Genomic DNA, 25,588 nt, shown 5'->3' with positions numbered 1-25,588 from the left:
AAATTCATGGAAGAGAATAAAAAACTTGATTTAAACTCTATTATTGGTTTTGTACTTATTGGGTTAATTTTAATTTGGGTAATGTACCAAAACCAACCCACGCCAGACAACACCAACACTACAAATACAACAGAGCAGGTTGCTCAAGACACTATAACAGAGCAAGAGCAAATACCAGTAACAAAACCAGAAGTTGTACAGCAAGATTCATTACAAATAAACCGTTTGGCACAACAATTAGGAGCTTTTGCTTATGCTGCTACTTTGCCTTCTGCTAAAGATGAGGTTACCACTATAGAGAATAATTTACTCTCTTTAAAGGTTAGCAACAAAGGGGGGCAAATTGTAGAAGCTAAAATGAAAAATTTTGTAACCTATGATTCGCTTCCGGTATATTTAATTAAAGACGGTAACGCCAATTTTAATCTTACATTTACAACTACAGACAACCGAACATTAAATACACAAGATTTATACTTTGAACCAAGTGTTACCAAAAATGGAGAAAACACTATTCTATCTATGAAGCTCAAGGCTTCAGATAATAAATTTTTAGAGTACCGATATGAGATAAAACCAAACGATTATATGATTGGTTTTACAGTTAGATCTCAGGGTCTTTCTAACATACTAAATAGCGCTGTAAAACCACAATTAAACTGGAATATGAAGGCTTACCGTAGAGCCAAAAGTATTCAGTATGAAAATAGGTATACAGAAATTGTATATGAATATGATGGAGGAAAGGACGATTATTTAGGTCAATCTGCAAAATCCGAAGAAGAGGCAGAAGACGTAACCTATGTGGCTTATAAGCAGCACTTTTTCTCGTCTGTATTGTTAACAAATACACCGTTTAAAACCACAAAATTAGTCTCAGAGAATTTAGTTGAAGACGAAACAATTGATACCGTTTACACCAAGAATTTTGCAACTGTAGCACCATTAGAATTATCTGCAGGCGAGCTTAATTATACAATGGATTGGTATCATGGACCTTCAGATTATAAAATATTAAATGCTTACGACAGAAATCTTGATGAGATTGTTCCGTTAGGATGGGGTATTTTTGGTTGGATTAATCGTTATTTCCTTATTCCGTTGTTTGGCTTTTTAAGTAGTTTTTTACCATATGGAGTAGCTATTATAGCCATGACAATTTTGGTTAGGTTACTTCTTTCTCCAATTACCTACAAATCGTATTTATCTCAGGCAAAAATGAAAGTATTACGCCCTGAGATAACCGAAATAAACGAGAAGTTTAAAGACAACCCAATGAAGCGTCAGCAAGAAACCATGAAGTTGTATGGTAAAGCAGGCGTAAACCCTATGGCGGGTTGTATTCCGGCGCTATTACAGCTTCCGGTGTTCTATGCTTTATTTATGTTCTTCCCTTCGGCTTTTGATTTGCGTCAGAAGAGCTTTTTATGGGCAGAAGATTTATCATCATATGATACAATTGCCAAACTACCGTTTAACATTCCGTTTTATGGAGATCACGTTAGCTTGTTCCCGATTTTAGCTTCTGTAGCGATATTCTTTTACATGAGAATGACTACAGGGCAGCAAATGGCGGCACAGCAACCAGCTCAAGAAGGAATGCCGGATATGAGTAAAATGATGAAGTATATGATGTACTTCTCGCCACTATTAATGCTTATTTTCTTTAATAACTATGCCAGTGGATTGAGTTTGTATTACTTTGTTTCTAACCTAATTACCATAGGTATTATGCTAGTTATTAAAAACTATATTATAGACGAAGATAAAATACATGCTCAAATACAAGAAAATAAGAAAAAACCTAAAAAGGTGAATAAGTTTCAGAAAAAAATGCAAGAGATGATGGAGCAGGCAGAAGCTCAGAAGAAAAAAAGATAATAACTTTAGTATATAAGTAAAATTACAAAGCCCCGACACGTGTCGGGGCTTTGTGCAAAAACCAATTAAAACTCGGACAAAGTATAGGCTCTTACCTAGTGGTAAATTATGGTAAGATTACTTTATCTATTACATGAACAACACCGTTGTAGGCTTGCACATCAACCACTATTATATTGCTTACTCTGTTATTAGAATCTGTTAAAGTTGCTCCGCCGGTAACATTAGCAGTTATATCTCCGCCTAAAGTTGTAATGGTCATATTATCCATTAAATCTGCCGATAAAACATTTGCTCCTGCTACTACATGATGTTCTAGAGTACTTGCTAAAGTAGCACTGTCTATATCATCTAAACTAGAGACACTTAATTCAGCAAGAAGGTCTACAAAAGCATCGTTTGTAGGAGCAAATACGGTAAACGGAGCCGGAGAAGCTCCAGCTTGAGTACTTAACGTTTGTACATATGTAAAATCGCTTTCTCTGGTTAATGCTTCAACAAGAATACTAAAAGTAGCATCTGATGTTGCAAAAGTAACTACTGTTGGGAGGTTTATAACAGCATCTACTACATGAATAACCCCGTTTGTAGCTTCTACATCTGCAATAGAAACTGTTGCACCACCGTTATCTGCACCGCCATTTATTACAACACTGCCGTCTACTTTAATGTACATATCTAACTCATTTTGTGTAGTAGGTTCTTGGGCGAGTGTTTTGTAATAATTGGTAGATAAATCTGAAGCCATTGCTTTAGCTCCGATTACATGATAGAGTAGTGTTTGAGTTAATACATCGCTTGGGATGTCGTTTAAACTGTTGAACCCATTATTGCTTAAAAATGCTTCAAAGCTTGCATTTGTAGGAGCAAATACGGTTAGGTTGTCTGTGTCTCTAACAGTTTCAAATAAACCAGCTGCTTCTAAAGCTGCACCAAGAGTGGTAAAATTGCTATCAAAAACAGTATAGGCTGTTATATTAAAACCTCCCAAAGCAGTTACGATGCTTTCAGGTAATATTACTTTATCTATAACATGGATGACACCATTAATTCCTTGAACATCTGTGGCTACTATGTTGGCAGGAAACGGAGAGGCATCTATAATTTGTGGTGTACTAGGATCTAAATCTATTTCGAAAGTTTGGTTGTTAGAAGCAGTAGCAACTTCTAAAGCATCGGTTAAGTCTCCAGATTGTACATTTGCTCCTAGCACTACATGGTATGTTAAAATTGCTTCTAACGTGGCATCCGGAACATCGTCTAAACTATCAAAGCCTAACCCTTTTAGTAAGTTTTCAAAGGCTGTATTGGTTGGAGCAAAAACCGTAAAAGGTGCATTATCTGTACCCGATAGCAAATCGGTGTAGGTAGTCCCAAATCTGCTAAGGGCTTGTACTATAATGCTAAAATCGCTATTGGTTAAAGCAAAATCAGTAACTGTAGGAGGGGTAATTACGGCATCTACAACATGTATAACACCGTTCGAAGCCTGTATGTCAAAACTATTAGGCACAGGAGATGCAACTCCATTAAAGGTAATAGTGCCATCCACTACAACTCGTAAGGATATATTTTTATCATTTGGGCCTACAGCTAAAGTGTTTACATAACCGGTAGTCAAATCAGTAGAAGTAACTTCACCCGAGATAACGTGGTTTAGAAGAATGTTAGTTAACTCTTCATCGGTAAACACACTCAAATCTGTAATACCTGCAGCTTGAAATGCTGCATTGGTTGGTGCTAAAACCGTAAATGTAGATGCGTTAGAGCTTAACGTTACATCTAAATTTACACGTTGTAATGCTTCAACTAAAACAGATAAATCTGGGTTTGCTGCTGCCAACTCAGCTATTGTTGTTGGTTGATTGGGTTTAGGATCGTTGTCATCATCAGAACATGATACAAATGCTGTAATCGAAAAAACTAAAACGATTAACTTTAGAGTGTAAACCAATTTTTTCATAGTAGTAGAATTTGTTTATTCAAATTGTTTAACAAAAATATAAAAAAGTTAAACAAAAATAGAATATTAATAATAATTTAACATAATATATTATTGGTCTATAATGGATTGTAAATAATATTTTGTTTTATTTTTATGTGAAATAAATAAACAAAAAAGTGATTTGGTTGAGGATTTATGCTACCTAACAAAGAACACACTAAACCGCACTATTTTTTATACTTTTGCAGATATTTTTAGTTATGAAAAGAGTTGTAGTAGGATTATCTGGTGGAGTAGATTCTAGTGTTGCAGCATACCTTTTAAAAGAACAAGGGTATGATGTGATAGGGCTTTTTATGAAAAACTGGCATGATGATTCTGTAACCATATCTAATGAGTGTCCGTGGTTAGAAGATAGTAATGATGCCATGATTGTTGCTGATAAATTAGGAATTCCTTTTCAGACGGTTGATTTAAGCGAGCAATACAAAGAACGTATTGTAGATTACATGTTTAATGAGTATGAAAAAGGAAGAACGCCCAATCCGGATGTATTATGTAACAGAGAAATTAAGTTTGATGTTTTTTTAAAACTAGCATTAGACTTGGGTGCAGATTTTGTTGCTACAGGACATTATTGCAGAAAAGATACCATAACTGTGAATGGTAAAACTATGCATAGGTTGTTAGCCGGAAAAGATGGCAACAAAGACCAATCTTATTTTCTTTGTCAGCTTTCACAAGACCAGCTTGCCAAAACCTTGTTTCCTATTGGAGAGTACACAAAACCTCAAGTTAGGGAAATTGCGGCAGTAAATAATTTAATAACAGCCGATAAGAAAGATTCGCAAGGGTTATGTTTTATTGGTAAGGTAAGACTTCCGGAATTTTTACAGCAAAAGCTTCAACCAAAAGAGGGAGTTATTGTAGAAATTCCTGCTAGTCATGAAATGTATAATCAAGAAAAACCCGAATTTAATACTAAAGAAGAAGAGTTAGCATATTTATCAAAAAAATATACTTACAAAGTAACCGATGGTAAAACTGTTGGTAAACATCAAGGAGCTCATTATTTTACAAAAGGACAACGCAAGGGCTTGGCAGTGGGAGGAACTCCCGAACCCTTATTTGTTATAGATACAGATGTTGAAGAAAATGTGATTTATGCCGGACAAGGTAAAAATCATCCTGGATTGTTTAGAAGTGCTTTACTAGTAAATAAAGATGAGCAACATTGGGTTAGACCAGATTTAAAACTAAATGACGGACAATCTTTAAAGGTTAAAGCCAGAATTAGATACAGACAACCCTTGCAAGATGCAGAAGTACATCAAATAAAAGATAAATTATATGTTGCATTTGCAGAACCACAATCTGCTATAACAGAAGGTCAGTTTGTAGCTTGGTATATAGAAGATGAGTTAATAGGTTCTGGAGTAATTTCGTAAGACAACTATGAAAGAAAATAAAATAACACAATTATTTGGTATAAAATACCCAATTATTCAGGCCGGTATGATTTGGGCAAGTGGCTGGCGTTTAGCATCTGCTGCCAGTAATGCCGGCGCTTTAGGTTTGTTAGGAGCTGGCTCTATGTACCCGGAAGTATTACGGGAACACATTCAAAAATGCAAAAAAGCAACTAATAAACCCTTTGGTGTAAATGTGCCAATGCTTTACCCTGATATAGAAGAGATTATGAATATTATTGTAGAAGAAGGGGTAAAAATTGTATTTACTTCTGCCGGTAACCCAAAAACATGGACCTCTTGGTTAAAAGAGCGTGGTGTTACAGTAGTACATGTTGTAAGTAGCGTTAAGTTTGCTTTAAAAGCCCAAGAGGCCGGTGTAGATGCAATTGTAGCAGAAGGCTTTGAGGCCGGAGGACATAACGGAAGAGAAGAAACTACTACGTTTACCTTAATACCAATGGTAAAACAGCATATTAATGTACCATTAATTGCTGCCGGAGGAATAGCAACCGGAAGAGGAATGTTGGCTGCTATGGTTTTAGGAGCAGACGGAGTACAGATAGGTAGCAGATTTGTAGCTAGTGATGAAGCCTCATCTCATATTAATTTTAAAAAGAAAGTTGTTGAAGCAAAAGAAGGTGATACACAACTTACACTAAAAGAATTAGCGCCGGTTAGGTTGTTAAAGAATAAGTTTTTTTACGACATACAAGAGCTTTACAAAAAAGGTCCAACGGTAGATGAGTTAAAAGAATTGTTAGGTAGAGCAAGAGCTAAACGAGGAATGTTTGAAGGTGATTTAGATGAGGGAGAATTAGAAATTGGACAAATAGCCGGACTTATAAATGACATTAAACCTGCAGCAGAAATTATAAACGAGATTGTTTCTGAGTTTGAAGAAGCTAAAAAAGAGGTGCAAAACTTTTAAGAATCATATAGCGATTATTATACGTCGATTAACTTAACCTTTTTGTAGTATTTTTTCACAAAATAATACTATTAATTCTATATTTAGTAAAGCTTATGGATTAATATGCTTTTTAAATAGTGTTCCCCATTTATCACTAAACAAACTTTATAGATATGTTTAATTTTCGGGGTATTTTTTTTTGGGGAGCAGATTGGCTTAAAGGAAGTCCAATTAAAAAGCATTTGAATGATATTGTTTTAATTAATGATAATTTTACCAATACAACTTCCATAAATCGTAGAGATAGTTATATAAATTCCATAATAAACCATACTAAAGAAACCGTCTCTTATTACCAAGACTATAGTAGCTTAAATACTCTAACCGATTTTCCTATTGTAAACAAAAACATAATTAGAGATAATTTTAGTTTGTTTTGTTCTTATAAATACCTCAACAAAAAAAAACATATAGCCAGTACAAGTGGCTCAACAGGGGCGCCGTTTAAAGTATATCAAGATAAAAACAAAGTTTACAGGAATAATGCTGATACGCTTTACATGGCTCAAAAAGCTGGGTACAAAGTAGGAGACAGGTTATTTTACATTAAAATATGGCCCAAAACAGATGGCCTTTTTTCAGTAACAAAATGGCTTAAAAATATAAAACCGCATAGTGTTTATAAACTATCAGATTCAGATATTAATGCATTGTTAAAACAAATAATATCCTTCAGAGGAAGATCGGGGTTAATTGGATATTCGTCGTCTTTTAGGATTCTATGCAAGTACTTAGATAAAAATTGTAGCAACCCAATTCCAACAAATGTAAAATCAATAATAGCAATTGCTGAACGATTAGATTCTGATACAAAACAAAAATTAGAATACTACTTTAATTGCCCGGCAGTATCAAGGTATTCAAATAACGAAAATGGTATGTTGGCTCAACAATTTAAGAAAGACGATAAATTTTATATAAATCTGGCTAGTTATTACATAGAAGTTTTAAATATGACAAATGATAATCCGGCCCCTTTGGGAGAGCCGGGTAGAGTGGTTATTACAGATTTATTTAATTATGCCATGCCCATAATTAGGTATGATATAGGTGATGTAGCAGTGTTAAATAAAGATAAAAATGGAATGCCGTACATAGAACGTATTGAAGGCAGAATTTTAGACACTATATATAATACTCAAGGACAAGTTGTATCGTCACACTTGGCATATCATTTATGTAAGTACGGAGATTTTAAGCAATTTCAATTAATACAAAGCGGCAAAAAAGAATATATAATTAGACTTAATACCGAAAATGCCATTAAAAGAGAAGAGGCGCTTTTAAAAGAGTTTAAAGGTTACTTAGGTAAAGATGCTCAAATTAAAATAGAGTATGTAACAGAAATACCCTTACTTTCTTCAGGAAAGAGAAGAGAGGTTACTAATTTGTATGATAAACAAAATGCCAAGCAAGAAGCTTAGCATTTTGTGAATAGTATAATGAATAGTAGTGTTATTTAATCACTCTTTTATTACTCTAATACCAACATGTTTACTGTTTATCATTGTGTCGTTAAATTTATCTACAAAGTCATAAGCACTATACCCGTAAATACCATCAGAATAGTATTCGGCAACATTGCCTCCTAAATCGTAAACTTTTGCATCGCCAATTGTAACCGGATTTTTTTTGCCTACCTTTTTAAACAATGTAGCTTTTAGCTCTTTAACCTTTTCTAAAAGCATTGTAACTTCATCTTTAGTAATTTCATAACCTGCCCAATAATTAAGCGTGATTTCTTTGGGAGCTACTTTATGTGCTTTTTTATGGAGTTTTTTAGCTTCGTCTTTTGTTGGAAGCCTGTAGGTTTCTCCGGTTAAATCACTGAGCCATTTAACATACTTTTTAGCCTGCTCTTTAGTAACAGTAACCGGATAGTTATCTAATCCTGCTATAAATGTATGGTTTGGGCTAAAAGCTTTAAACTGCGCATTAGTAACCTCAAAAATTCCAATTGCAATAGAATCTTTTTTAGTTAAAGCAGTTTCAGGAATTAACTTACCGTTAACCATAACACCAAATAGGCCTTGCGTACTTTTTGCTTTATCTACTTCTAAAAGTTGTGCAAGTGGACTTTTTTTCTTGAAAGCAACATTTTCTGTAACGTCTTTTTCTAATAAATACGTTTCAATCCATTTAATCTCTTCGTTCATTTTTCTTAACTGATGTGTAATTTTTTGTAGCCCGTGTGGTTGTCCGGGAAACCAAAGAAACCTAACCGGAGCTTTGCCAACTTGCTGTAATCCTCTATAATATTCCCATCCTTGATCTCTTGGTACAGCTCTGTCTTCGCTTCCGTGAAAAATTATAGTTGGTGTTTTAATCTTTTCTATTTCAAAAAGAGGTGATTTAATAATGTAATTTTCGTTATAAAATTTCCCGTTAACATCATCCCAAGGTGCTCCACCAAAATAACTTTGGTCAAAACTTACACCAAATCTGCAGGTGCCATAATCAGATGTCCAATTTACATCTCCTGCACCGGGAGCCGCTACTTTAAACATATCTGGATAGCGTACAGTTAACATGGTAGTTAAAATGGCTCCGTTAGACCACCCCATAACTCCTAATTTGTTAGCGTCTACTTTTCCGGCTTTAACTAATACATTGATAGCTTTAGTTATGTCTTCCAGCTCGGGTTCATAATAATTCCCTTTTATGCTTTCAACAAATGCAAGTCCGTGATTAGATGAGCCATGGTAGTTTGGTTTAAGAACAAACATTCCTTTTTGAGCCAGAATGTTAGGATACGTACTCCAACGTTCGCTCCAAAAATCTAAATCTACTCCGGCAGGACCTCCATGAATAGAGAGCATTAACGGATACTTTTTTGTAGGATCATAGTTTTCCGGATAGTATAAAATACCGGTTAATTCATCATCATTGTAACCTTTCCAAACCAGAACTTCACTTTTGGTAATTGATTTTTTTTGAAGCTTTTGGTTTAGTTTAATAAACTCTTCTTCATTAGTGAGTTTATTATTTTTTAAAGAAGCAACATAAAATTTTGGAAGTTTAGAGGCTGTTGCATATTGGTAAACAATCTTGGTACCATCATTTGATACTGCTAATGGAACGGTATGGTGTTTTTTTTCGTTTAAATTAAGAGATTGCTTTTGCCAAGAGTTACCATCTTTTTTATAAAACCCAACAGCTAATCTGGCTTTATTAGCTAACGATACTACAACATTATTGTTAGCAACATGGTAGCCTCTTGCAATGCCAAGAGGCCATTGTAAGTTTACTTTTTTATAAGTGTTAGAAGCTATTGTGTAGTAGTACAGCTCAGTAATACCGGCACCATTCCATTCGGGGTCTGAAGCATATTCTGAGGTAAAATAAAAACCTGCATTGTCATTGGTAAATTGAACGCTCCCTACAGGAAACTCTAAATCTTTTATGATTTGAATTTCTTTACCGGTAGCCAAATTTTTAAGGTAGTAAAACGGGTCTTTTTGTGCATCAGAAGCATAACTGGTGCTTCGTTGCATACCGTAAAATAACCAATTACCATCTTTAGAAACTACATAAGTTGTTATAGGTTTAGTGTTATCTGTTATTCTGGTTGTTGTTTTGTTTTTTAAGTTAAAAGCATACACTCTAGATGCTTTCCAGTGTACCGAATCTTCTATAACTTTAACATTATCTTTTTTATCTTCTAATTGTTGCTCGTAAAGAGTTTTACCATCATTAGAAACAAACAAAAGCGTGTTTTTGTCTTTAAATTGAAGATTACTAATACCGTTTTTAAATTCTTTTACCTTTTTAGCTTCACCTCCATAAAGACTAAGTTTCCATAGTTTATTTCCTTTGTCTCTAGATGATAGAAAATAAATACTTTTATTATCAGGCGCAAATACAGCACTGTGATTGCTTTCATTGCCATAAGTGAGTTGCGTAGTAACAAACTCGTTATTTTCTTTATTGTTTAAACGAGTTAAATATAAGTGCGATACAAACTTGTCTTTTTCTTTAATAGCGTGGCGTTTAGACCATAATAACAAATTATTGTCTGAAGAAATTTTTATGCTTCGTGCAGATTCTGTGAAGATAATATCTTCTGGAGTCCATTTAGAAGGGTCTTTGTTTTCTTCTTGAGCTTGTACAAAAAAAGAAGCTGTAAATACTGTTGTAAAAAATAAAATAAACCTCATGATGATTTTTTAAAAGATGTGTACTTATTAAATATTTACAAATTGAAACCCCGCTAAGGGCTCATTACTTAAATTAATTTTAGTTTCGTTTAATAATATGTTGTGTTCTAAAAAGGCTTTTAGATTGGTGAGCCAAAATGTCCAACCATTGCTACAGCCCGTGTAGATTTCTAATTTGCTTTTATCGTCTACCGGAATGTCAAATTGGGTTAATGTAACTAAAACTGAATTGTTTTTGGGTTTAAGGGTAACCATTACTTTGCAGTCTCCGGCAAAAGAGAATACAATTTTGTCTTTACCATTGGCCTCTAAAACGGTTCCAGACTCTTTAGGGTTCCAGTTGTGCCACTTCCAAGAATAAGTGTCTCCTGCTTGAATTAATTCGTCTGGAGGGAGCACCGTATTGTTTCTGTAAAATTGAGCTTCTTGCAAAAACCAAGAGGTGTAACCATTTGTGCACGCCCAACACCAGTAAATTGTTTGCAATTTAGCTGATATGAATATTTTTTTTGTGAAATGCTCAAAAGACATGCACTCGGTGCTAAGTGTTGAAATATTTTGAAAGATAACTATTTATTTTTTTCAGTAAAAACTTTGTAGTGGTATCAAATTATAAATTATTCTTAAAATTTAGTGCACAAAAAAGCACGATATGTATAGTACCGTGCTTTATTTTAAAATGTGGTTTAGTTTTTTAACTAATTAGTATCTTTTTCTTCCTCATCCATTTCCATTTCTTTGGCCTTTTGTTGGGCTTCAATTTCTTGTAAGCCTAACACAATAGGAGAATTGTCCCAGTATCCGTATTCTTCAACAATTTTACCGTCTACAAATTGTGCAGTTACATGAACAGGAATAATAAGCTCTTTATTGTTAGCTGCCAAGACACCTTTCCATCTTCCCCAAAAATTAACCCACGTTTTATTATCGTCTGTAATTACCATTTCATATTCTTGGTTTTCGTCTAAAATACCTCGAGAAGAAAAAGCATTGTCGTCATTCTTATGATAATCTGCAGCTTCTTGCGGGCTTTCAAATTTAACTGTATTAAATTGCAGCTTTGCAGTGTCTGCATAATGGGTTACAAAAGCCTCATAGTCTTTATTGTTGTAATCTTTAATGAGCGCTTTTATCGTTTCTATTTCCGGAGATTGTTGCGTATATCTTTGCTCGTTTTTACAAGCAATAATCCCAACTATTAATAGCGTTATAATTATTAGTTTTTTCATGTTTTTTTATTCTAGTTAGGGTTGTATGTATAGCTTAAATCTGGTCGCATACCGCCTTCTTTAACCTCATATCTGTCTACAAAGCTAAATACCTCATCAAAGAGTTTTTTACCTTCATCTCCTAACAATTTTTGGTTGGCAGCAGCTTTCTCTGCATAGTCTACAGCATTTTTGGCCGATATCACTGCTAAATAATAATCGCCCATATTACCAAAACCATTATGGTAAATACGGTAGTGCATTTTAGAGCCTTTCTTTTCAAAAAGTGCTTTTAACTCTTTTAGTTTTCCTTTTAGGTTTTGAATGTTATTGGGTGTAACATGCATAAAATGCCATTTTCTGTAGTTTTCACCTTCTGTTCTTACATCTATACCATCAGGCATATATGTTAACTCTGCATTTAAAATAACCACATAATCACCATGTTTGTCGTAACATTTGTTAAAGCGTTTAAAGATATTTGATGCAGCTTCTTCTCCCATTTTTTCAAATAAAGGCGCAAAAGGTCTTTTGTCCATATCTGCCATTTTCTCAATAGGAGTAATACTTAAGTAGGTGCCATCATTTATTTGAGCAGTAAACCAATCTGCATTCTGAATTCCGTGTTTCTGGCAAGCTTCAATAAATTCTTTAGATATTGCCTCATACTCATCGGTCATAGATGGTTTTACTTGATCTTCATGCACCAAATAGGCACGATTTTTCTCTTGTGCAATACCATTAAGTGGTAATACCATTACAAAAAGTAATAGTAAAAGCGAGATTTTAATTGTTTTCATAATTACATGTTTTAGTTATTAATTGTTTTAAATTTTACTCTAAGGATGGGGGTATGAGTTCGTAACCTAATTGTTGTAACAGGTCTAATTCATTATAGTAGGTAACCTCGCTGCTTAAAGATCCGTTATCATTAAATTGGATTGTAGATGAGCCAGATACGGTTACTTTTTTTCCGGTTGCAGGAATTTCACCATAATTTCCGGTATTGGTGCCCGAAAAACTCCAAAGCACAAAAACCTTTTGTTTGTGGAAAGTAGATTTAATAATAGACACTTTTAAATCTGGGAAAGCCGTTGTGTATAAGTTTATATGAGCTTTCATTTCTTGCGCATTTTGCACAACGTTAATACCATTTAAACTACGCTTAAAGTCGGTAGATACTAATGTTTTCAAATCATTCTTAACGTTTTTCTTATTCCAACATAATTCAACATAATTATCAAGATTTGCTTGTAAAATAGGAACAGATAAAACAGTTTTCGAATCTTTTTTACACGATATAAAAACAGTTAAAACAGTTAAGAAAAAAATTGTAATACCCCTCATTTTATCTTTTAAAAAAATTAACTGGTATAGGATATAGGGGAATAGCTTATGTAAGTATTTTGTGCAAAAGAAACATGCTTCTGTTAGTTGTGCAATCAAATTAGGATAAGTAGCTTTATAAATTGTCCGAACGTAAGGTTTTATTTATCAGCAAGTTATTGGTTAAATATGTTGTATATTTAGTGTGCCTCAGTTGTTAGTTTAATTTAAATTGAGGAATGCATAAAACGTTTGTTTATAATATTCTTATTGTTGCGTGGTTCTGTTTATTTTATGGTAGTACGTACGGTCAGCTTATTGATTTTGATAGAGAAAAACCATATCTAAAAGTATTTGTAGATACAGATAACTTTGGAGCATCTTATTTAAAGCAGCTTGAAGAAGCCTATACTAAAACAAACTCTGATACACTTACCTTTTCTATTCTAAACGATTTAGCCTATTACTGGCATACCAGAAATCTTACTAAAGCTTTAGCATTTACAAAAGAAGGATTAGCGTTATCTTCCCAGAAAAACGATACGCTTTGGCATGGTAGATTTCAAATAACGCAAGGGGCTATTTTACTTAGACAAGAAAAATCTGAAGAGGCATATTCAGTTTTAACAGAAGCAGCTACTAAAGTAACCAATAGCGATTTAGCATTTTTAAATACACAACTCGGATATGTTTTTGAGCGTCGAGGAGAACTTGGTAAGGCAGCAGATTATGCTTTAGAATCTTTGCGTTTAGGCAAAGAAACAAACGATTTAAAAGCGCAAGCTCTAGCTTATAGTGATTTGAGCAATTTGTTTTGGAAGCAATCTAAGTTTGATAAGGGCTTGGAATATGGTTTAAAGTCTTTAGAACTTTTTGAGAAAAGGGGAATTAATGATTTAGATTACGATTTTACCTTATACGTAGTAGGCAACAACTATTTATCATTACATAACTATGAAAAGGCTTTAAACTATTATCAGCATGCTAAAGCCATTGGCGAACGTTATGGTTTTTATAATAATTTAAGTGATGTTTACATTTCATTAGTTGATTTATTTGCATTATTAAACAACTACCAAGAAGCAGAAAAAGCCGGTATTGAAGCTATAAAATATGCAGAATTATTAGATAATGAGTTTATGCTGATGCGTTCTTGGCTATCTGTTGGAAAACTACAATATTTACAAGGAAAATTTTTAAGCGCAATAGAAAGCGTTACAAAGTGCATAGAAATAGCAACAGTTAATTTTGGAGATGAATTTTATTTAAGTCAGGCATACCAAACACTCGGTAAATCGTATGCAGGTAATCATAATTACAAAGAAGCCTACGAGGCTTTTGCAAAATACGATTCGCTTAAAAATCAAATATTTACAGCCGAAGCCGATCAGCGAATATCTAAACTCCAAACTGAGTTTGATGTTGCTCAAAAAGAATCTACAATTTTAGAGCAAGAAGTAAAATTAAAACAACAAAAAACCAGACAGAGCTTAATAACTATAATTGCAGTATTGTTGTTTTTTATGCTGGTTATTTTGTTTAAAAGCTTTCAAAATAACAAACAAAAAAATCTTTTGTTAAAGCAGCAAAATCAAGAAAAAGAGTTTTTATTAAAAGAAATTCATCATAGGGTAAAAAATAACTTAGAGATTGTATCAAGTTTATTAGCCTTACAATCGGCTCAAATTCAAAATGCAGATATGGTAAATGTTATGAATGAGAGCCAAAATAGAGTGCAATCTATGAGTATAATTCATCAACGACTGTATCAAGGAAAAAATTTATCAACTATAGAAATGAGAGGATATTTCATGTCGTTAGGAAGGCATGTTTTAGGCTCTTTTGGGGCATCAAACAGGATAAAATTTTATTGTAAAATGAAAAAATTAGAGTTAGATGTAGATACTGCTATTCCGTTAGGTTTAATTGTAAATGAATTGCTTACAAATGCTTTAAAATATGCTTTTCCTGAAAACAAAACCGGAAAAATAAATGTAGCTTTAGATAAGGAGGGAGATGCTAATCTGGTTTTAAAAGTATCAGATAATGGTATTGGCAGGCTGCAAAAAAGCCATATTAATGGTACTGGTTTTGGTACGCAATTAATTAGTTTATTATCTAAACAATTAAACGGTACGATGCAGAGTATAAATAAAAAAGGTACTGCAATTACTTTTCAGTTTAAGCAGGTAAAAGCTATTTAAATAGTTTGCAGTCTTTCTAAAATTTCTGATTTATATTTTTTACTGGCAGGAATTGTTTTTCTTGCTATAACTACGTAGTTGTTACCCACTTCGTTTATTTGTGAAACATTTACAATAAACGATCTGTGAATTCTTAAAAAATGCTTTATAGGCAATTTCTTTATAATTTCTTTTAATGTGCTTACTAGTAAATATTGCTTGTCTTTAGAGAATATACGGCAGTAATTTCTTTCGGCTTCTATGTATAAAATATCTTTTATGAATATTTTAACCATGTTATCATTATGCTTTACAAAAATGCTGTCGGTTAAAACATTACTTTTTTCTAAAACATTTACATCAGATTTATTTTTCTCTATTCTATTTATTGTGAGTTCTATTGCATGTTGAAGATCTAATTTTTTAAAGGGCTTAGAAATAAACGCATACGGATTGGTTTTTTTAGCTCTCATAAAATAGGCGTCATCGGCATTAGCTGTTAAATATATAATAGGGATATTATAGTCTTGTTGCATTAGTAAAGCAGTTTCAATACCATCTAAATCTCCTTTTAACTGAATATCTAACAGAACAATATCGGGTGGAGAATTTTTAATTTGGGCTAAAGTTTCTTTTCCGGTTGTAGCTATACCGGTAACCTCATACCCTAACTTTTTTAGCTGAAGAGCAATATTGGCAGCAATTATCATTTCGTCTTCAACAACTAAAATCTTAACACCCTCTTTCATACTCCTACTGTTTTAGCTTTTATTTTCTTTGGCTAAGGAGGAACTCATGTATTTCTCTGCCAATCTGGGCCAAAAACGGAATGCCAATTTCATCATATTCATATACATCGTCATTAAATATTCCGTCTTTATTTACATGAATAGTAGCAGTAAGAATAAACTCAAGGTTGTTTTTGGTGTCTGTAATATACGCACAATCAGTTAAATAGCCATAAGCATACCCTACTTTATTATATATTTTTATGTGATCAGGAATACGTTCTTTTGTGTCTCCGTACATAAAAAATTTTCCATAACTATCATAATATTCTGTTTCGTTATAGCCAGCGTTTCTAGGAACAATTTGCATTGCATTTAAAAGAAAATCTCTATTTACTTTAGATAATTTAAATTGTTTGTTTTCCGGAAAGGCTTCCGGAAAAATTACCCGTTTCATAATGCCATGTAGTGTGCTTATGGGAAGATAATTCTTTAAAGAAAAATCCATAGGTTCATTAACTAATTCTCCGTTCTGGTAAAAGCCTATTCCTTTTTTAATTTTATTAAGGTGTAATGGTTTTATGGGTTTAGAAATAACTGAATTTGTTGAAATTAGCGTGGTATCATTCTTATAAAAAACAAGATTTTTTGTTTTTAAATCTGTAGCATTGTCAGTAGATAATCTATGCGAAATTCTTATTGGAAGTAAACCTTTTTGTGCTAATCTGCTATTTATAGTGTCTTTACTTAAATATTCAAAAAGTCTATTAAACGTATCATTAGAGCTTACTGCAAATATATCTGTAATGTCTTTTTTAAAAGTTGTAATTATGGTGTCTCCTTCTACAAAAAAAGGGGTATTTATTGTAGGGAAATCTTTAAAGCTTAACTCTTCTAGCAGTAAAACAGATACAGGAAACTTTACCGTACTGGCAGGATAAAAGTAGGTACTATCATTAACGTTAAAGCTATAATCTGTAAATGTAATTTTACCATTGTTTTTATGAACTTCTGAAAGTAAAATTTGAACTTCGTAAGTATCTAAATCTGCAATAACTTTTTTTATTACATCAGACTCAGATTGGTTTAAAATGGTTTGTAAGGGATTGTTTGTTTTATGCTGGCAGCTACAAAAAAAAGTGAGTAACGCCAGAAAACAATTAAGTATAAGTTTCTTCATGTACTAAAGATAAAAAAAATGCTCTTACAAGGTAAGAGCATAAATTTTGAGGTTTTTATTTGGATGTGCTGTATTCTTCCCAGCTTTTGTCTTTATAAATATTATCGCCAAAAAACTTAGCAATCTTTAAAAATCCATCTGGTTTTTGATACCCCGGAACCGGTGATAAAATTCGTTGCTGTTCGTCTAAAAATACAACAGTAGGATAGCTCATTCTTCCTTGTAGTAATGCAGCTGCTAACTCATGGTAACCACGTCTTCCAGATGCTATAAATTTAAAGGTTCTACCATTGTAAACTATATCTTGTTTTTGCTCTGCATTGAGCTTAACCATATAAAAGTTACTGTTCATGTAGGCTACAACTTCAGGGTTTTGAAAAGTGTCTTTATCCATTTTTTTACACCAACCACACCAATCTGTGTAAACATCAACAAATAATTTTTTGGGCTGGGCATCTTGTTTAGAACGCTCAATAGCTTCTTCCCAAGTGAGCCAATTTACTTTTTGTGCATAGGTAACTATCGAAAAAAGAGAAGTTATCACAACTAAAATGCTAAGCCTAAGGCTTTTAAAAATTGGGGCTTTCATGATTAAATTCGTATTATTTCAGTATAAAATTACTAATAAAACCTAAAATAGGAAGCAAATATTGTGCTAAAAACTGCATATTTTAAGGTTTTAGGCAGTAACTTGTTGCATTACGTCTATTTGAGTTTGGTTTTTTATTAAGTCGTTAAAAGTTTCTCTATTAGAAATTAGATGAGGTTTTTTATTGTACCATAACACTTCTGCCGGTCTAAAGCGAGAGTTGTAGTTGCTTGCCATGGTAAAACAATAAGCCCCTGCATTTTTAAAGCATAAAATATCGCCCTCACTAATTTCAGATATTCTTCGGTTGTTTGCAAAAGTATCGGTTTCACAGATGTAGCCTACTATAGAGTAATATCGCTCTCTACCCTCCGGATTTGAAATATTTATTATTTCATGATGGGCATTGTAAAACATAGGTCTGATTAAATGGTTAAAACCACTGTCTATACCGGCAAAAACTGTAGATGTAGTTTGCTTTACAACGTTAACTTTTGCTAAAAAATAACCGGCTTCACTTACTAAAAATTTACCCGGTTCAAAACCTAATGTTAGGTCTTTACCGTATTCTTTACAGAAATCGTTAAATCTTTTAGTTAGTTTTTTTCCTAACTCTTCAATATTAGTTTCTATGTCTCCTTCTTTATAAGGAACTTTAAATCCGGAACCAAAATCTATAAATTCAAGGTTTTTAAAATGTTTTGCAGTTTCAAATAATATTTCAGAGGCATAAATAAACACATCAATATCTAAAATATCACTTCCGGTATGCATATGCACTCCGTTAATTGTCATACCGGTATTTTCTACGATTCTTAAAATGTGAGGTAGTTGATGAATGCTAATACCGAATTTTGAATCTATATGCCCAACAGATATTTTAGAGTTACCTCCGGCCATAACATGCGGATTAATTCTAATACACACCGGTATTTTTGGGTGCTTACTGCCAAATTGCTCTAAAATAGAAAGGTTATCAATATTAATTTGTACTCCAAGTGCTGCAGCTTCTTCAATTTCTTCTAATGATACGCCATTGGGAGTAAATATAATATCTTGGGGTTTAAATCCGGCTAATAAACCTAACTGAACTTCTTGTATAGAAACGGTATCAAGACCACTGCCAAGGTGATTAAATAGCTTTAAAATAGATATGTTAGAAAGAGCTTTAACAGCGTAATTTATTTTTAAACTCGGCACATTGTTAAAAGCCTTTGTTAGTCTTTTATATTGTTTTATTATTTTTTCTGCATCGTATACATAGGTCGGACTTCCAAATTCTTCAGCAACAGCAATTAAATCTTTAGTATTCATATTCAAAATTTTATTGGCAAAACTAAAGTAGGTATTGTAATTCTAAAAGAAAAGAAATATTAGTTATAAAAAACAAACAAAAAGTTATAATTATAACAAGAGTCTAAAAAAAATTAATTAGATAATTTTCTAAACGTTTGTTACTTTTGTGGCGCAATAAACATGAAACTATTGTTATGAACTTACACGAATATCAAGGAAAGGAAATTTTAGCAAGTTTTGGAGTTAGAGTACAAAGAGGTATAGTAGCGCAGAATGCTACCGAAGCAGTAGCTGCTGCTAAACAATTAACTAACGAAACCGGAACACAATGGCATGTAATTAAAGCGCAAATTCATGCCGGAGGTAGAGGTAAAGGTGGTGGCGTTAAGCTTGCTAAAAACCTTGCTGAGGTAGAGCAATTAGCCGAACAGATTATTGGAATGAATTTGGTTACCCCACAAACTCCAAAAGAGGGTAAAAAGGTACACCAGGTGTTAGTGGCAGAAGATGTTTACTATCCCGGCCCGAGCGAAACACAAGAATTCTACATGTCGGTATTGCTTAATCGTGCTAAAGGGCGTAACATGATCATGTATTCTACAGAAGGTGGAATGGATATTGAGGAAGTAGCCGAAAAAACACCTCACTTAATTTTTACCGAAGAAATAGATCCGGCTGTTGGTTTAATGCCATTTCAAGCAAGACGAATTGCTTTTAATTTAGGGTTGTCTGGTAATGCATTTAAAGAAATGGTGAAGTTTGTTACAGCACTTTATACTGCTTATGTAAAGAGCGATGCAAACTTATTTGAAATTAATCCGGTGTTAAAAACATCTGATGATAAAATAATGGCTGTAGATGCCAAGGTTACCATAGATGATAATGCGTTATTTAGACATAAAGATTATGTAGATTTACGTGATTTACGCGAAGAGAACCCTATAGAAGTTGAAGCTAAAGAGGTAGGTTTAAATTACGTAGATTTAGATGGTAACGTTGGTTGTATGGTAAACGGAGCCGGTTTAGCTATGGCAACTATGGACCTAATTAAAATGGCAGGAGGCGAGCCTGCAAACTTCCTAGATGTTGGTGGTACTGCTGATGCTAAACGTGTAGAAACTGCTTTTAGAATTATTTTAAAAGATCCTAACGTTAAAGCTATTTTGGTTAATATTTTTGGAGGTATTGTACGTTGCGATAGAGTAGCACAAGGTATTGTAGATGCTTATAAAAATATGGGTGATGCTATTAAAGTGCCTATTATTGTTAGATTGCAAGGTACTAACGCTGAATTGGCCAAAGAAATTATTGATAATAGCGGATTAGAGGTTCACTCTGCAATAGAATTCCAAGAAGCTGCAGATAAGGTTCAAGAAGTTTTAAAGTAGAACATACTTAACTTACGTATACATTTATAAAACTCCCATTAATGGGAGTTTTTTTGTGCTTTGTTTTTGCTTAAACTTTAAAATGAAAGCTTTTTATTAATTTGGCAGCTTAACCCTAAACCTAATAGCGATGGAATTTAAAATAATTCCGCATGGCGTATTGGCTTTATTGCTTTTTATATTTTATTTAAAATTTTTATGGCGACTGCCAAAGAAAACAAGAAAACTATTAATTATATCAGGTGTAATTTTTTGTATTGGCGCTGTTGGAATAGAAATTTTAGAAGGAGGCGAGGCCAGCTCCAACGGAAAATTAACTTTAACGTATGCTATATTATATTCTGTTGAGGAGCTGCTAGAAATGTTAGGGGTTATTCTTTTAATATTCACGTTATTAAATTATATACAACAACAAATGAAATCGTTTAAGTTTACTTTAAACAGCAACTAATTTTGTAACAACCATACAATAGCTTTTTTAAATTCTTTACGCCAAAAAGCTTCGTTGTGCTCTTCGTTTTCTCTAATAAAACTTGCTAAGGTAATATGACGCTTAGTATGTAAAATAGAATCCATTTTCTTGTGATCCGGAACCATGTTAAAACCTTCTTTGCCTCCGGTTGCTATATATAGTGTTTTATGGTTTAATTTAGAATCTTTAGCCATTTCATAAATTTTATCGGAAAACCAAAAGCTTGGAGAAAAGACTCCTGCTTTTCCAAATATTTCGGGATATTTTAAAACAGCATAAAAAGAGATTAAACCTCCTAAAGAACTCCCAAAAATATAGGTGTTTGTAGTGTTGTTTTTGGTCCTGAATGTTTTATCTATATGAGGCTTTAATGTATTTACAATAAAACTTAAATAAGCATCGCCGTTTCCGCCTTTGTATTTAGGATGTTTAAAAGGAGTAAGCTCATCAATTCTTTTTTTACCGCCATGCTCAATGCCTATAATTATAACATTTAGGTTTAAACTATCTAAGGTTTCATCTACTTCCCATTCGCCAACAAATGAGGTTTTAGCATCAAATAAATTTTGGGCATCATGCATATATACAACCGGATATTTTATTGTTGTATGCTCATAATTTTCAGGTAAATAAACCCATATGGTTTTTAGTGTATCTAGTTCCGGTGAATAAATATTAAAAGTAGATACGTTTTTAGAAGCTGTACTTTGAGAAAAGCAAAGGGTGTATGTAAACAAAAAACTCAAAAATAAAAGATGTTTCATATACGTTAATATGTATTAAATACTTAATTTAATTTAAATATAGCTGTTAATACTAAATTAAATGAATACAGAACGTGAAAAATTAAGCCTGCTATCTGAAATGATTGCTTTTGCTCGAGCTGATGATAATATTAAAGAAGCCGAGTATAATTTTTTATGGGCTGTAGCGCAGCAGTTAGGAATTAATAAGCAGGTTTTTGATTCGCTTTTTACAGTCAAGGTACAACGTGTACCTATTAAAACAGAAGCTCAGCGAATATTGCAGTTTCACAGATTGGTGCTTTTAATGAATGTAGATTTAGAGCAACACGATAAAGAAACAGAAAAGTTAAAAGATATTGGGTTAAAAATGGGTTTAAGCCCCATAGCAGTAGAGAAAGTACTTAAAATAATGCATAATTATCCAAATAAAGTGATTCCTCCAGACGTGCTAATAAAAATCTTTAAAGCACAACATAATTAATGTCAATTTGTCTTCTTTATTTTGATTTTTAATGACAAAAAGTCATTGTTTTGTTGTTGGTATATAGTTTGCTCATAATTAAATGAATTTAGAAGTTGATGTTTAACCAAAAAAATATATACTATGGGCTTACTAAAATTTAATAACGATTTAGGATTTCCAACCTTGTTTGATGACTTTCTTTCTCCTGAAGTTTTCGGAGGATTAACATTGCAAGGTAGTGGGGTTGGTAACGTACCGGCAGTAAATATTAAAGAAACAGATAAAGGTTTCCAAATTGATTTTGCTGCTCCGGGAATGAATAAAAAAGATTTTAATATAGAAATAGATGATAATGTGTTAACAGTATCTTCTGAAAGAGAAGAAAAACATGAAGAAAAAGATAAAGACGGACGTTACACCAGAAAAGAGTTTAGTTACACAACGTTTAAACGTTCGTTTACATTACCTGAAAATGTTAACACAGATAAGATTAAAGCAAATTATAACGATGGATTGCTGCAAATAGAGGTTCCGAAAAAGGAAATAAAACCTCATAATCCAAAACGTTTAATAAAGGTTTCTTAATTTCTTTTTAACTAATGTTTTGTGGCGTTCTAACATGCGTTAGAACGCTTTTATTTTGCAAAGTTGTGGTAGTAATGAGATTCTGCAGCTATATAACCAAAAGAATTCCAACTTTTTTTATTTAACAACTTTTCTAAAAGTTTTTTAGATTTTTTCACCTCGCCGTTGTAAAAATACCAATTAGCAATACCGTAAGCTATAGCATCATTACTAGGAGCTCCGGAGTCTGTGAATAAGCTATCTTCAGAAATCGCTTCTTTATAAAATAAACATAATTTATGATAAGCGTGATTTTCTATTACACTCATACTATCAGTAATTTTAGTAAGAACCTGTGCAGCTTCTTTGTTTTTGTTAAGTCTTCGTAAAATCATATACAACCAATGCGAAGAAGAAACTACATTATCTGCATTAGAGCTGGTTTGCAAACAATTTTTAAAAGCTTCATATGCCAAGCTTAAGTTATTGTTTAAATAATAAGCCAACCCTAAATGATACCAAATATTACCATGTAAGGTACTTACCGGAATATTCATGGCGTTGGGCATACCATCGGGCTCTATCTGGTTTGGGGTGTTTTTTATTAGTTTAGCAGCATGTTCTAAATCTTTTACAGCTAAATCAAACTTTCTAATGGTTATGTATCTGTGCCCTCTGTGTCTGTAGAGTCTGGGATCTTCTGGAAAATGTTTTATTCCTTCAGAAAAAATACTGATTGCTTTTTTGTAATCACCTTGATAAGCAGTAAACCTACCGTGCCAGATTATGTTATCAACGTTTAAAGAATCTCTTTTGTAATTTTCTAAGTGTTTTTTGCTTCGTTCTATAAGCGCTTCAGAAGGTTCTGCTGAATATAATGGCTCGTTAAATAAAGAGTATGCTTGTAGGTTTGCTTGTGTATTTTCATTATTTTTTTGAGTATCGTTTTTACAAGCTAAAAAAGAAAATAGTAATACTATAAATACAAAGTTTTTCATATAATTAAAGGTGTTCTTGTAAAGCCTTAATTTCATCTCGTAATTTGGCTGCTTCTACAAAGTTTAAGTCTTTAGCAGCTTTTTCCATTGCTTTACGTTTTTCTCTGATTTTTTTCTCAATTTGTGGTTTTGTTAAATAGGCAATATCTGTTTCTGCTGCTTTAGAGAGGTTTTTTTCAAAATCAAATACTTTAACTGGCTCTTTACTTAGGGCGTTTTCTAAGCTTTTGTTAAGTGCTTGTGGTGTAATATTGTTGGCTTTATTATAAGCCATTTGCTTCTCTCTACGATAATTTGTTTCATCTATTGTACGTTGCATGCTGTCTGTAATTTTATCAGCATACATAATTGCTTTTCCGTTTAGGTTTCTTGCAGCTCTACCAACTGTTTGCGTGAGAGAACGAGTACTACGCAAAAAACCTTCTTTATCTGCATCTAAAATAGCAACCAAAGATACTTCCGGTAAATCTAATCCTTCACGCAATAGGTTAACACCAATTAGAACATCAAACAACCCTTTTCTGAGGTCTTGCATAATTTCTACGCGCTCTAAAGTATCTACATCGCTATGTATATACCTACATCTAATTTGAATTCTGCTTAGGTATTTGGTAAGCTCTTCGGCCATACGTTTAGTAAGCGTAGTTACTAAAACGCGCTCATCTTTTTCTACCCTTTGATGAATTTCTTCTACTAAATCATCAATTTGATTTTCACTTGGTCTAACTTCTATTACCGGATCTAACAGTCCTGTTGGTCTAATAACTTGTTCTACATAAACACCTCCTGTTTTCTGAAGCTCATAATCTGCCGGAGTAGCACTTACATAGATTACTTGATTTTGAAGTGCTTCAAATTCTTCAAATTTTAACGGACGGTTATCTAATGCAGCCGGAAGCCTAAAACCGTATTCTACTAAATTTTCTTTTCGACTTCTATCTCCTCCGTACATGGCGTGTACTTGAGGTATAGTAACGTGACTTTCATCTACTACCATTAAATAATCATCAGGAAAGTAATCCAGCAAACAGAATGGTCTGGTTCCGGGCTCTCTGCCATCTAGGTATCTTGAGTAGTTTTCTATTCCGGAGCAGTATCCTAATTCTCTAATCATCTCCAGATCAAAATTAGTGCGCTCTTCAAGTCTTTTTGCTTCAAGATGTTTGCCTATTTCTTTAAAATATGCAACTTGTTTTACCAAGTCTTCTTGAATTTGATGTATGGCATTCTGGAGCACATCTGGTGATGTAACAAACATATTAGCCGGATAAATATTTAGCCGATCATACTTTTCTATTACTTTATTGTTGGCTGGATTAAAGGCTTCAATTTCTTCAATCTCATCTCCAAAAAAGTGAATTCTGTATGCATGATCTGCATAGCTTGGGTAAATATCTACAACATCTCCCTTTACTCTAAAATTACCATTTAAAAAATCGGCTGTTGTACGTGAATATAAACTCTGAACTAATTGTTGTAAAAACTTGGTTCTGGAAATAATTTGCCCTTCTTCTATACTTATTACATTTTTCTGAAATTCTACTGGATTTCCAATACCATACAGACATGAAACCGATGCTACTACCAAAACATCTCTTCTTCCCGAAAGTAGCGAAGAGGTAGCGCTAAGCCTTAATTTTTCTATCTCTTCATTAATAGATAAATCTTTTTCTATATAGGTTCCGGTAACAGGAATATAGGCTTCGGGCTGATAATAATCGTAATAAGAAACAAAGTATTCTACTGCATTTTCAGGGAAAAATTGTTTAAACTCAGAATATAATTGCGCTGCTAATGTTTTATTGTGCGCTAAAACCAATGTAGGTCGCTGTACTTTTTCTATAACATTAGCAATAGTAAATGTTTTACCAGAACCGGTAACACCCAAAAGTGTTTGGTAACGATCTCCCGAAACTATACCGTTTGCCAGTTCTTGTATTGCTTGAGGCTGATCGCCAGTTGGTTTAAAATCTGATACTACTTTAAATTTCATATGCTAAAGAAAGCTGATAAAAATTGATA

The 25,588-nt window shown here is 33.1% G+C and carries 22 protein-coding genes; 9 read left to right on the top strand and 13 right to left on the bottom strand.

Going from position 1 to position 25,588, the window contains the following annotated elements; genetic code table 11:
- The first annotated feature begins 6 nt into the window (after positions 1-6).
- Positions 7-1,881, top strand: a complete 1,875-nt coding sequence (gene yidC / locus ACZ5CF_RS10760) for a membrane protein insertase YidC (protein ID WP_464579408.1) — start codon at positions 7-9, stop codon at positions 1,879-1,881.
- Between the two features lie 106 nt (positions 1,882-1,987).
- Here the strand turns inward: yidC and ACZ5CF_RS10755 are convergent, their stop codons facing one another.
- On the bottom strand, positions 1,988-3,844 hold the full coding sequence (locus ACZ5CF_RS10755; RefSeq protein WP_464579407.1) for a fasciclin domain-containing protein: 1,857 nt from the start codon (positions 3,842-3,844) through the stop codon (positions 1,988-1,990).
- Positions 3,845-4,086: 242 nt separating this feature from the next.
- Between ACZ5CF_RS10755 and mnmA the strand changes: the two genes are divergently transcribed.
- The 3 genes from mnmA to ACZ5CF_RS10740 all read left to right on the top strand — a co-directional run bounded on the left by mnmA (position 4,087) and on the right by ACZ5CF_RS10740 (position 7,692).
- Entirely contained in the window at positions 4,087-5,274 is a 1,188-nt protein-coding gene (gene mnmA, locus ACZ5CF_RS10750; protein ID WP_464579406.1) for a tRNA 2-thiouridine(34) synthase MnmA, read from the top strand.
- Positions 5,275-5,281: 7 nt separating this feature from the next.
- Positions 5,282-6,226: an NAD(P)H-dependent flavin oxidoreductase gene (locus ACZ5CF_RS10745; RefSeq protein WP_464579404.1), complete on the top strand. Its 945-nt coding sequence runs from the start codon at positions 5,282-5,284 to the stop codon at positions 6,224-6,226.
- A 155-nt stretch (positions 6,227-6,381) separates the two neighbouring features.
- The gene (locus ACZ5CF_RS10740) at positions 6,382-7,692 is read left to right on the top strand and encodes a phenylacetate--CoA ligase family protein (protein WP_464579402.1); all 1,311 of its coding nucleotides are present in this window, start codon (positions 6,382-6,384) and stop codon (positions 7,690-7,692) included.
- Between the two features lie 39 nt (positions 7,693-7,731).
- On the opposite strand, the gene ACZ5CF_RS10735 is transcribed toward ACZ5CF_RS10740, so the two are convergent.
- From ACZ5CF_RS10735 to ACZ5CF_RS10715, 5 genes are all read right to left on the bottom strand, one after another.
- A complete protein-coding gene (locus ACZ5CF_RS10735; RefSeq protein WP_464579401.1) occupies positions 7,732-10,425 on the bottom strand; it encodes a S9 family peptidase in 2,694 nt (897 codons plus the stop codon).
- Between the two features lie 27 nt (positions 10,426-10,452).
- Positions 10,453-10,911, bottom strand: a complete 459-nt coding sequence (locus tag ACZ5CF_RS10730) for an SRPBCC domain-containing protein (RefSeq protein ID WP_464579400.1) — start codon at positions 10,909-10,911, stop codon at positions 10,453-10,455.
- A gap of 212 nt (positions 10,912-11,123) precedes the next feature.
- Positions 11,124-11,654: a nuclear transport factor 2 family protein gene (locus ACZ5CF_RS10725; protein WP_464579399.1), complete on the bottom strand. Its 531-nt coding sequence runs from the start codon at positions 11,652-11,654 to the stop codon at positions 11,124-11,126.
- A gap of 11 nt (positions 11,655-11,665) precedes the next feature.
- Positions 11,666-12,433, bottom strand: a complete 768-nt coding sequence (locus ACZ5CF_RS10720; RefSeq protein ID WP_464579398.1) for a hypothetical protein — start codon at positions 12,431-12,433, stop codon at positions 11,666-11,668.
- Between the two features lie 34 nt (positions 12,434-12,467).
- Entirely contained in the window at positions 12,468-12,980 is a 513-nt protein-coding gene (locus tag ACZ5CF_RS10715) for an ester cyclase (protein ID WP_464579397.1), read from the bottom strand.
- A gap of 218 nt (positions 12,981-13,198) precedes the next feature.
- On the opposite strand from ACZ5CF_RS10715, the gene ACZ5CF_RS10710 reads away from it, so the two are divergent.
- A complete protein-coding gene (locus tag ACZ5CF_RS10710) occupies positions 13,199-15,163 on the top strand; it encodes a tetratricopeptide repeat-containing sensor histidine kinase (protein WP_464579396.1) in 1,965 nt (654 codons plus the stop codon).
- Here the strand turns inward: ACZ5CF_RS10710 and ACZ5CF_RS10705 are convergent.
- The 4 genes from ACZ5CF_RS10705 to lysA form a co-directional block, all read right to left on the bottom strand.
- Positions 15,160-15,891, bottom strand: coding sequence for a LytR/AlgR family response regulator transcription factor (locus ACZ5CF_RS10705; protein ID WP_464579395.1), 732 nt, complete (start codon positions 15,889-15,891; stop codon positions 15,160-15,162). The two genes, ACZ5CF_RS10710 and ACZ5CF_RS10705, sit on opposite strands and share 4 nt — an antisense overlap.
- Positions 15,892-15,910: 19 nt before the next feature.
- Positions 15,911-17,050, bottom strand: coding sequence for a serine hydrolase (locus ACZ5CF_RS10700; RefSeq protein WP_464579394.1), 1,140 nt, complete (start codon positions 17,048-17,050; stop codon positions 15,911-15,913).
- 55 nt (positions 17,051-17,105) lie between these two features.
- On the bottom strand, positions 17,106-17,639 hold the full coding sequence (locus ACZ5CF_RS10695) for a thioredoxin family protein (protein WP_464579393.1): 534 nt from the start codon (positions 17,637-17,639) through the stop codon (positions 17,106-17,108).
- Between the two features lie 90 nt (positions 17,640-17,729).
- Entirely contained in the window at positions 17,730-18,953 is a 1,224-nt protein-coding gene (gene lysA / locus ACZ5CF_RS10690) for a diaminopimelate decarboxylase (protein WP_464579392.1), read from the bottom strand.
- Between the two features lie 176 nt (positions 18,954-19,129).
- On the opposite strand from lysA, the gene sucC reads away from it, so the two are divergent.
- Positions 19,130-20,323 (top strand): ADP-forming succinate--CoA ligase subunit beta, encoded by a 1,194-nt coding sequence (sucC, locus tag ACZ5CF_RS10685; RefSeq protein WP_464579391.1) that lies wholly within the window; start codon positions 19,130-19,132, stop codon positions 20,321-20,323.
- Between the two features lie 130 nt (positions 20,324-20,453).
- Positions 20,454-20,774 carry a hypothetical protein gene (locus tag ACZ5CF_RS10680; RefSeq protein ID WP_464579390.1) on the top strand — a complete coding sequence of 107 codons (321 nt, stop codon included), beginning with the start codon at positions 20,454-20,456 and terminating at the stop codon, positions 20,772-20,774.
- Here ACZ5CF_RS10680 and ACZ5CF_RS10675 read toward each other — a convergent pair.
- Positions 20,771-21,559 carry an alpha/beta hydrolase gene (locus tag ACZ5CF_RS10675; RefSeq protein ID WP_464579388.1) on the bottom strand — a complete coding sequence of 263 codons (789 nt, stop codon included), beginning with the start codon at positions 21,557-21,559 and terminating at the stop codon, positions 20,771-20,773. The genes ACZ5CF_RS10680 and ACZ5CF_RS10675 overlap by 4 nt on opposite strands.
- Before the next feature lie 61 nt (positions 21,560-21,620).
- Here ACZ5CF_RS10675 and ACZ5CF_RS10670 point away from each other — a divergent pair, with 61 nt between their 5' ends.
- Positions 21,621-22,022, top strand: a complete 402-nt coding sequence (locus tag ACZ5CF_RS10670) for a TerB family tellurite resistance protein (RefSeq protein ID WP_464579387.1) — start codon at positions 21,621-21,623, stop codon at positions 22,020-22,022.
- A gap of 123 nt (positions 22,023-22,145) precedes the next feature.
- Positions 22,146-22,589, top strand: a complete 444-nt coding sequence (locus tag ACZ5CF_RS10665) for an Hsp20/alpha crystallin family protein (RefSeq protein ID WP_464579386.1) — start codon at positions 22,146-22,148, stop codon at positions 22,587-22,589.
- Positions 22,590-22,639: 50 nt separating this feature from the next.
- Here the strand turns inward: ACZ5CF_RS10665 and ACZ5CF_RS10660 are convergent, their stop codons facing one another.
- Together ACZ5CF_RS10660 and uvrB are read right to left on the bottom strand one after the other, a co-directional pair.
- The gene (locus tag ACZ5CF_RS10660) at positions 22,640-23,566 is read right to left on the bottom strand and encodes a tetratricopeptide repeat protein (protein ID WP_464579385.1); all 927 of its coding nucleotides are present in this window, start codon (positions 23,564-23,566) and stop codon (positions 22,640-22,642) included.
- Positions 23,567-23,570: 4 nt separating this feature from the next.
- The gene (gene uvrB / locus ACZ5CF_RS10655; RefSeq protein WP_464579383.1) at positions 23,571-25,559 is read right to left on the bottom strand and encodes an excinuclease ABC subunit UvrB; all 1,989 of its coding nucleotides are present in this window, start codon (positions 25,557-25,559) and stop codon (positions 23,571-23,573) included.
- Between the last annotated feature and the right edge of the window lie 29 nt (positions 25,560-25,588).

The sequence above is a fragment of the Lutaonella thermophila genome, from assembly GCF_055387725.1.
Note: the sequence above shows the minus strand (reverse complement) of the source record. Positions and strands in the feature narration are given on the sequence as shown.

What these genes read in the sequence shown, in the direction of transcription:
- yidC (WP_464579408.1), top strand. Translation starts at nt 7, where the DNA reads ATGGAAGAGAATAAAAAACTTGATTTAAACTCTATTATTGGTTTTGTA.
- ACZ5CF_RS10755 (WP_464579407.1), bottom strand. Translation starts at nt 3,844, where the DNA reads ATGAAAAAATTGGTTTACACTCTAAAGTTAATCGTTTTAGTTTTTTCG.
- mnmA (WP_464579406.1), top strand. Translation starts at nt 4,087, where the DNA reads ATGAAAAGAGTTGTAGTAGGATTATCTGGTGGAGTAGATTCTAGTGTT.
- ACZ5CF_RS10745 (WP_464579404.1), top strand. Translation starts at nt 5,282, where the DNA reads ATGAAAGAAAATAAAATAACACAATTATTTGGTATAAAATACCCAATT.
- ACZ5CF_RS10740 (WP_464579402.1), top strand. Translation starts at nt 6,382, where the DNA reads ATGTTTAATTTTCGGGGTATTTTTTTTTGGGGAGCAGATTGGCTTAAA.
- ACZ5CF_RS10735 (WP_464579401.1), bottom strand. Translation starts at nt 10,425, where the DNA reads ATGAGGTTTATTTTATTTTTTACAACAGTATTTACAGCTTCTTTTTTT.
- ACZ5CF_RS10725 (WP_464579399.1), bottom strand. Translation starts at nt 11,654, where the DNA reads ATGAAAAAACTAATAATTATAACGCTATTAATAGTTGGGATTATTGCT.
- ACZ5CF_RS10720 (WP_464579398.1), bottom strand. Translation starts at nt 12,433, where the DNA reads ATGAAAACAATTAAAATCTCGCTTTTACTATTACTTTTTGTAATGGTA.
- ACZ5CF_RS10715 (WP_464579397.1), bottom strand. Translation starts at nt 12,980, where the DNA reads ATGAGGGGTATTACAATTTTTTTCTTAACTGTTTTAACTGTTTTTATA.
- ACZ5CF_RS10710 (WP_464579396.1), top strand. Translation starts at nt 13,199, where the DNA reads ATGCATAAAACGTTTGTTTATAATATTCTTATTGTTGCGTGGTTCTGT.
- ACZ5CF_RS10705 (WP_464579395.1), bottom strand. Translation starts at nt 15,891, where the DNA reads ATGAAAGAGGGTGTTAAGATTTTAGTTGTTGAAGACGAAATGATAATT.
- ACZ5CF_RS10700 (WP_464579394.1), bottom strand. Translation starts at nt 17,050, where the DNA reads ATGAAGAAACTTATACTTAATTGTTTTCTGGCGTTACTCACTTTTTTT.
- ACZ5CF_RS10695 (WP_464579393.1), bottom strand. Translation starts at nt 17,639, where the DNA reads ATGAAAGCCCCAATTTTTAAAAGCCTTAGGCTTAGCATTTTAGTTGTG.
- lysA (WP_464579392.1), bottom strand. Translation starts at nt 18,953, where the DNA reads ATGAATACTAAAGATTTAATTGCTGTTGCTGAAGAATTTGGAAGTCCG.
- sucC (WP_464579391.1), top strand. Translation starts at nt 19,130, where the DNA reads ATGAACTTACACGAATATCAAGGAAAGGAAATTTTAGCAAGTTTTGGA.
- ACZ5CF_RS10680 (WP_464579390.1), top strand. Translation starts at nt 20,454, where the DNA reads ATGGAATTTAAAATAATTCCGCATGGCGTATTGGCTTTATTGCTTTTT.
- ACZ5CF_RS10675 (WP_464579388.1), bottom strand. Translation starts at nt 21,559, where the DNA reads ATGAAACATCTTTTATTTTTGAGTTTTTTGTTTACATACACCCTTTGC.
- ACZ5CF_RS10670 (WP_464579387.1), top strand. Translation starts at nt 21,621, where the DNA reads ATGAATACAGAACGTGAAAAATTAAGCCTGCTATCTGAAATGATTGCT.
- ACZ5CF_RS10665 (WP_464579386.1), top strand. Translation starts at nt 22,146, where the DNA reads ATGGGCTTACTAAAATTTAATAACGATTTAGGATTTCCAACCTTGTTT.
- ACZ5CF_RS10660 (WP_464579385.1), bottom strand. Translation starts at nt 23,566, where the DNA reads ATGAAAAACTTTGTATTTATAGTATTACTATTTTCTTTTTTAGCTTGT.
- uvrB (WP_464579383.1), bottom strand. Translation starts at nt 25,559, where the DNA reads ATGAAATTTAAAGTAGTATCAGATTTTAAACCAACTGGCGATCAGCCT.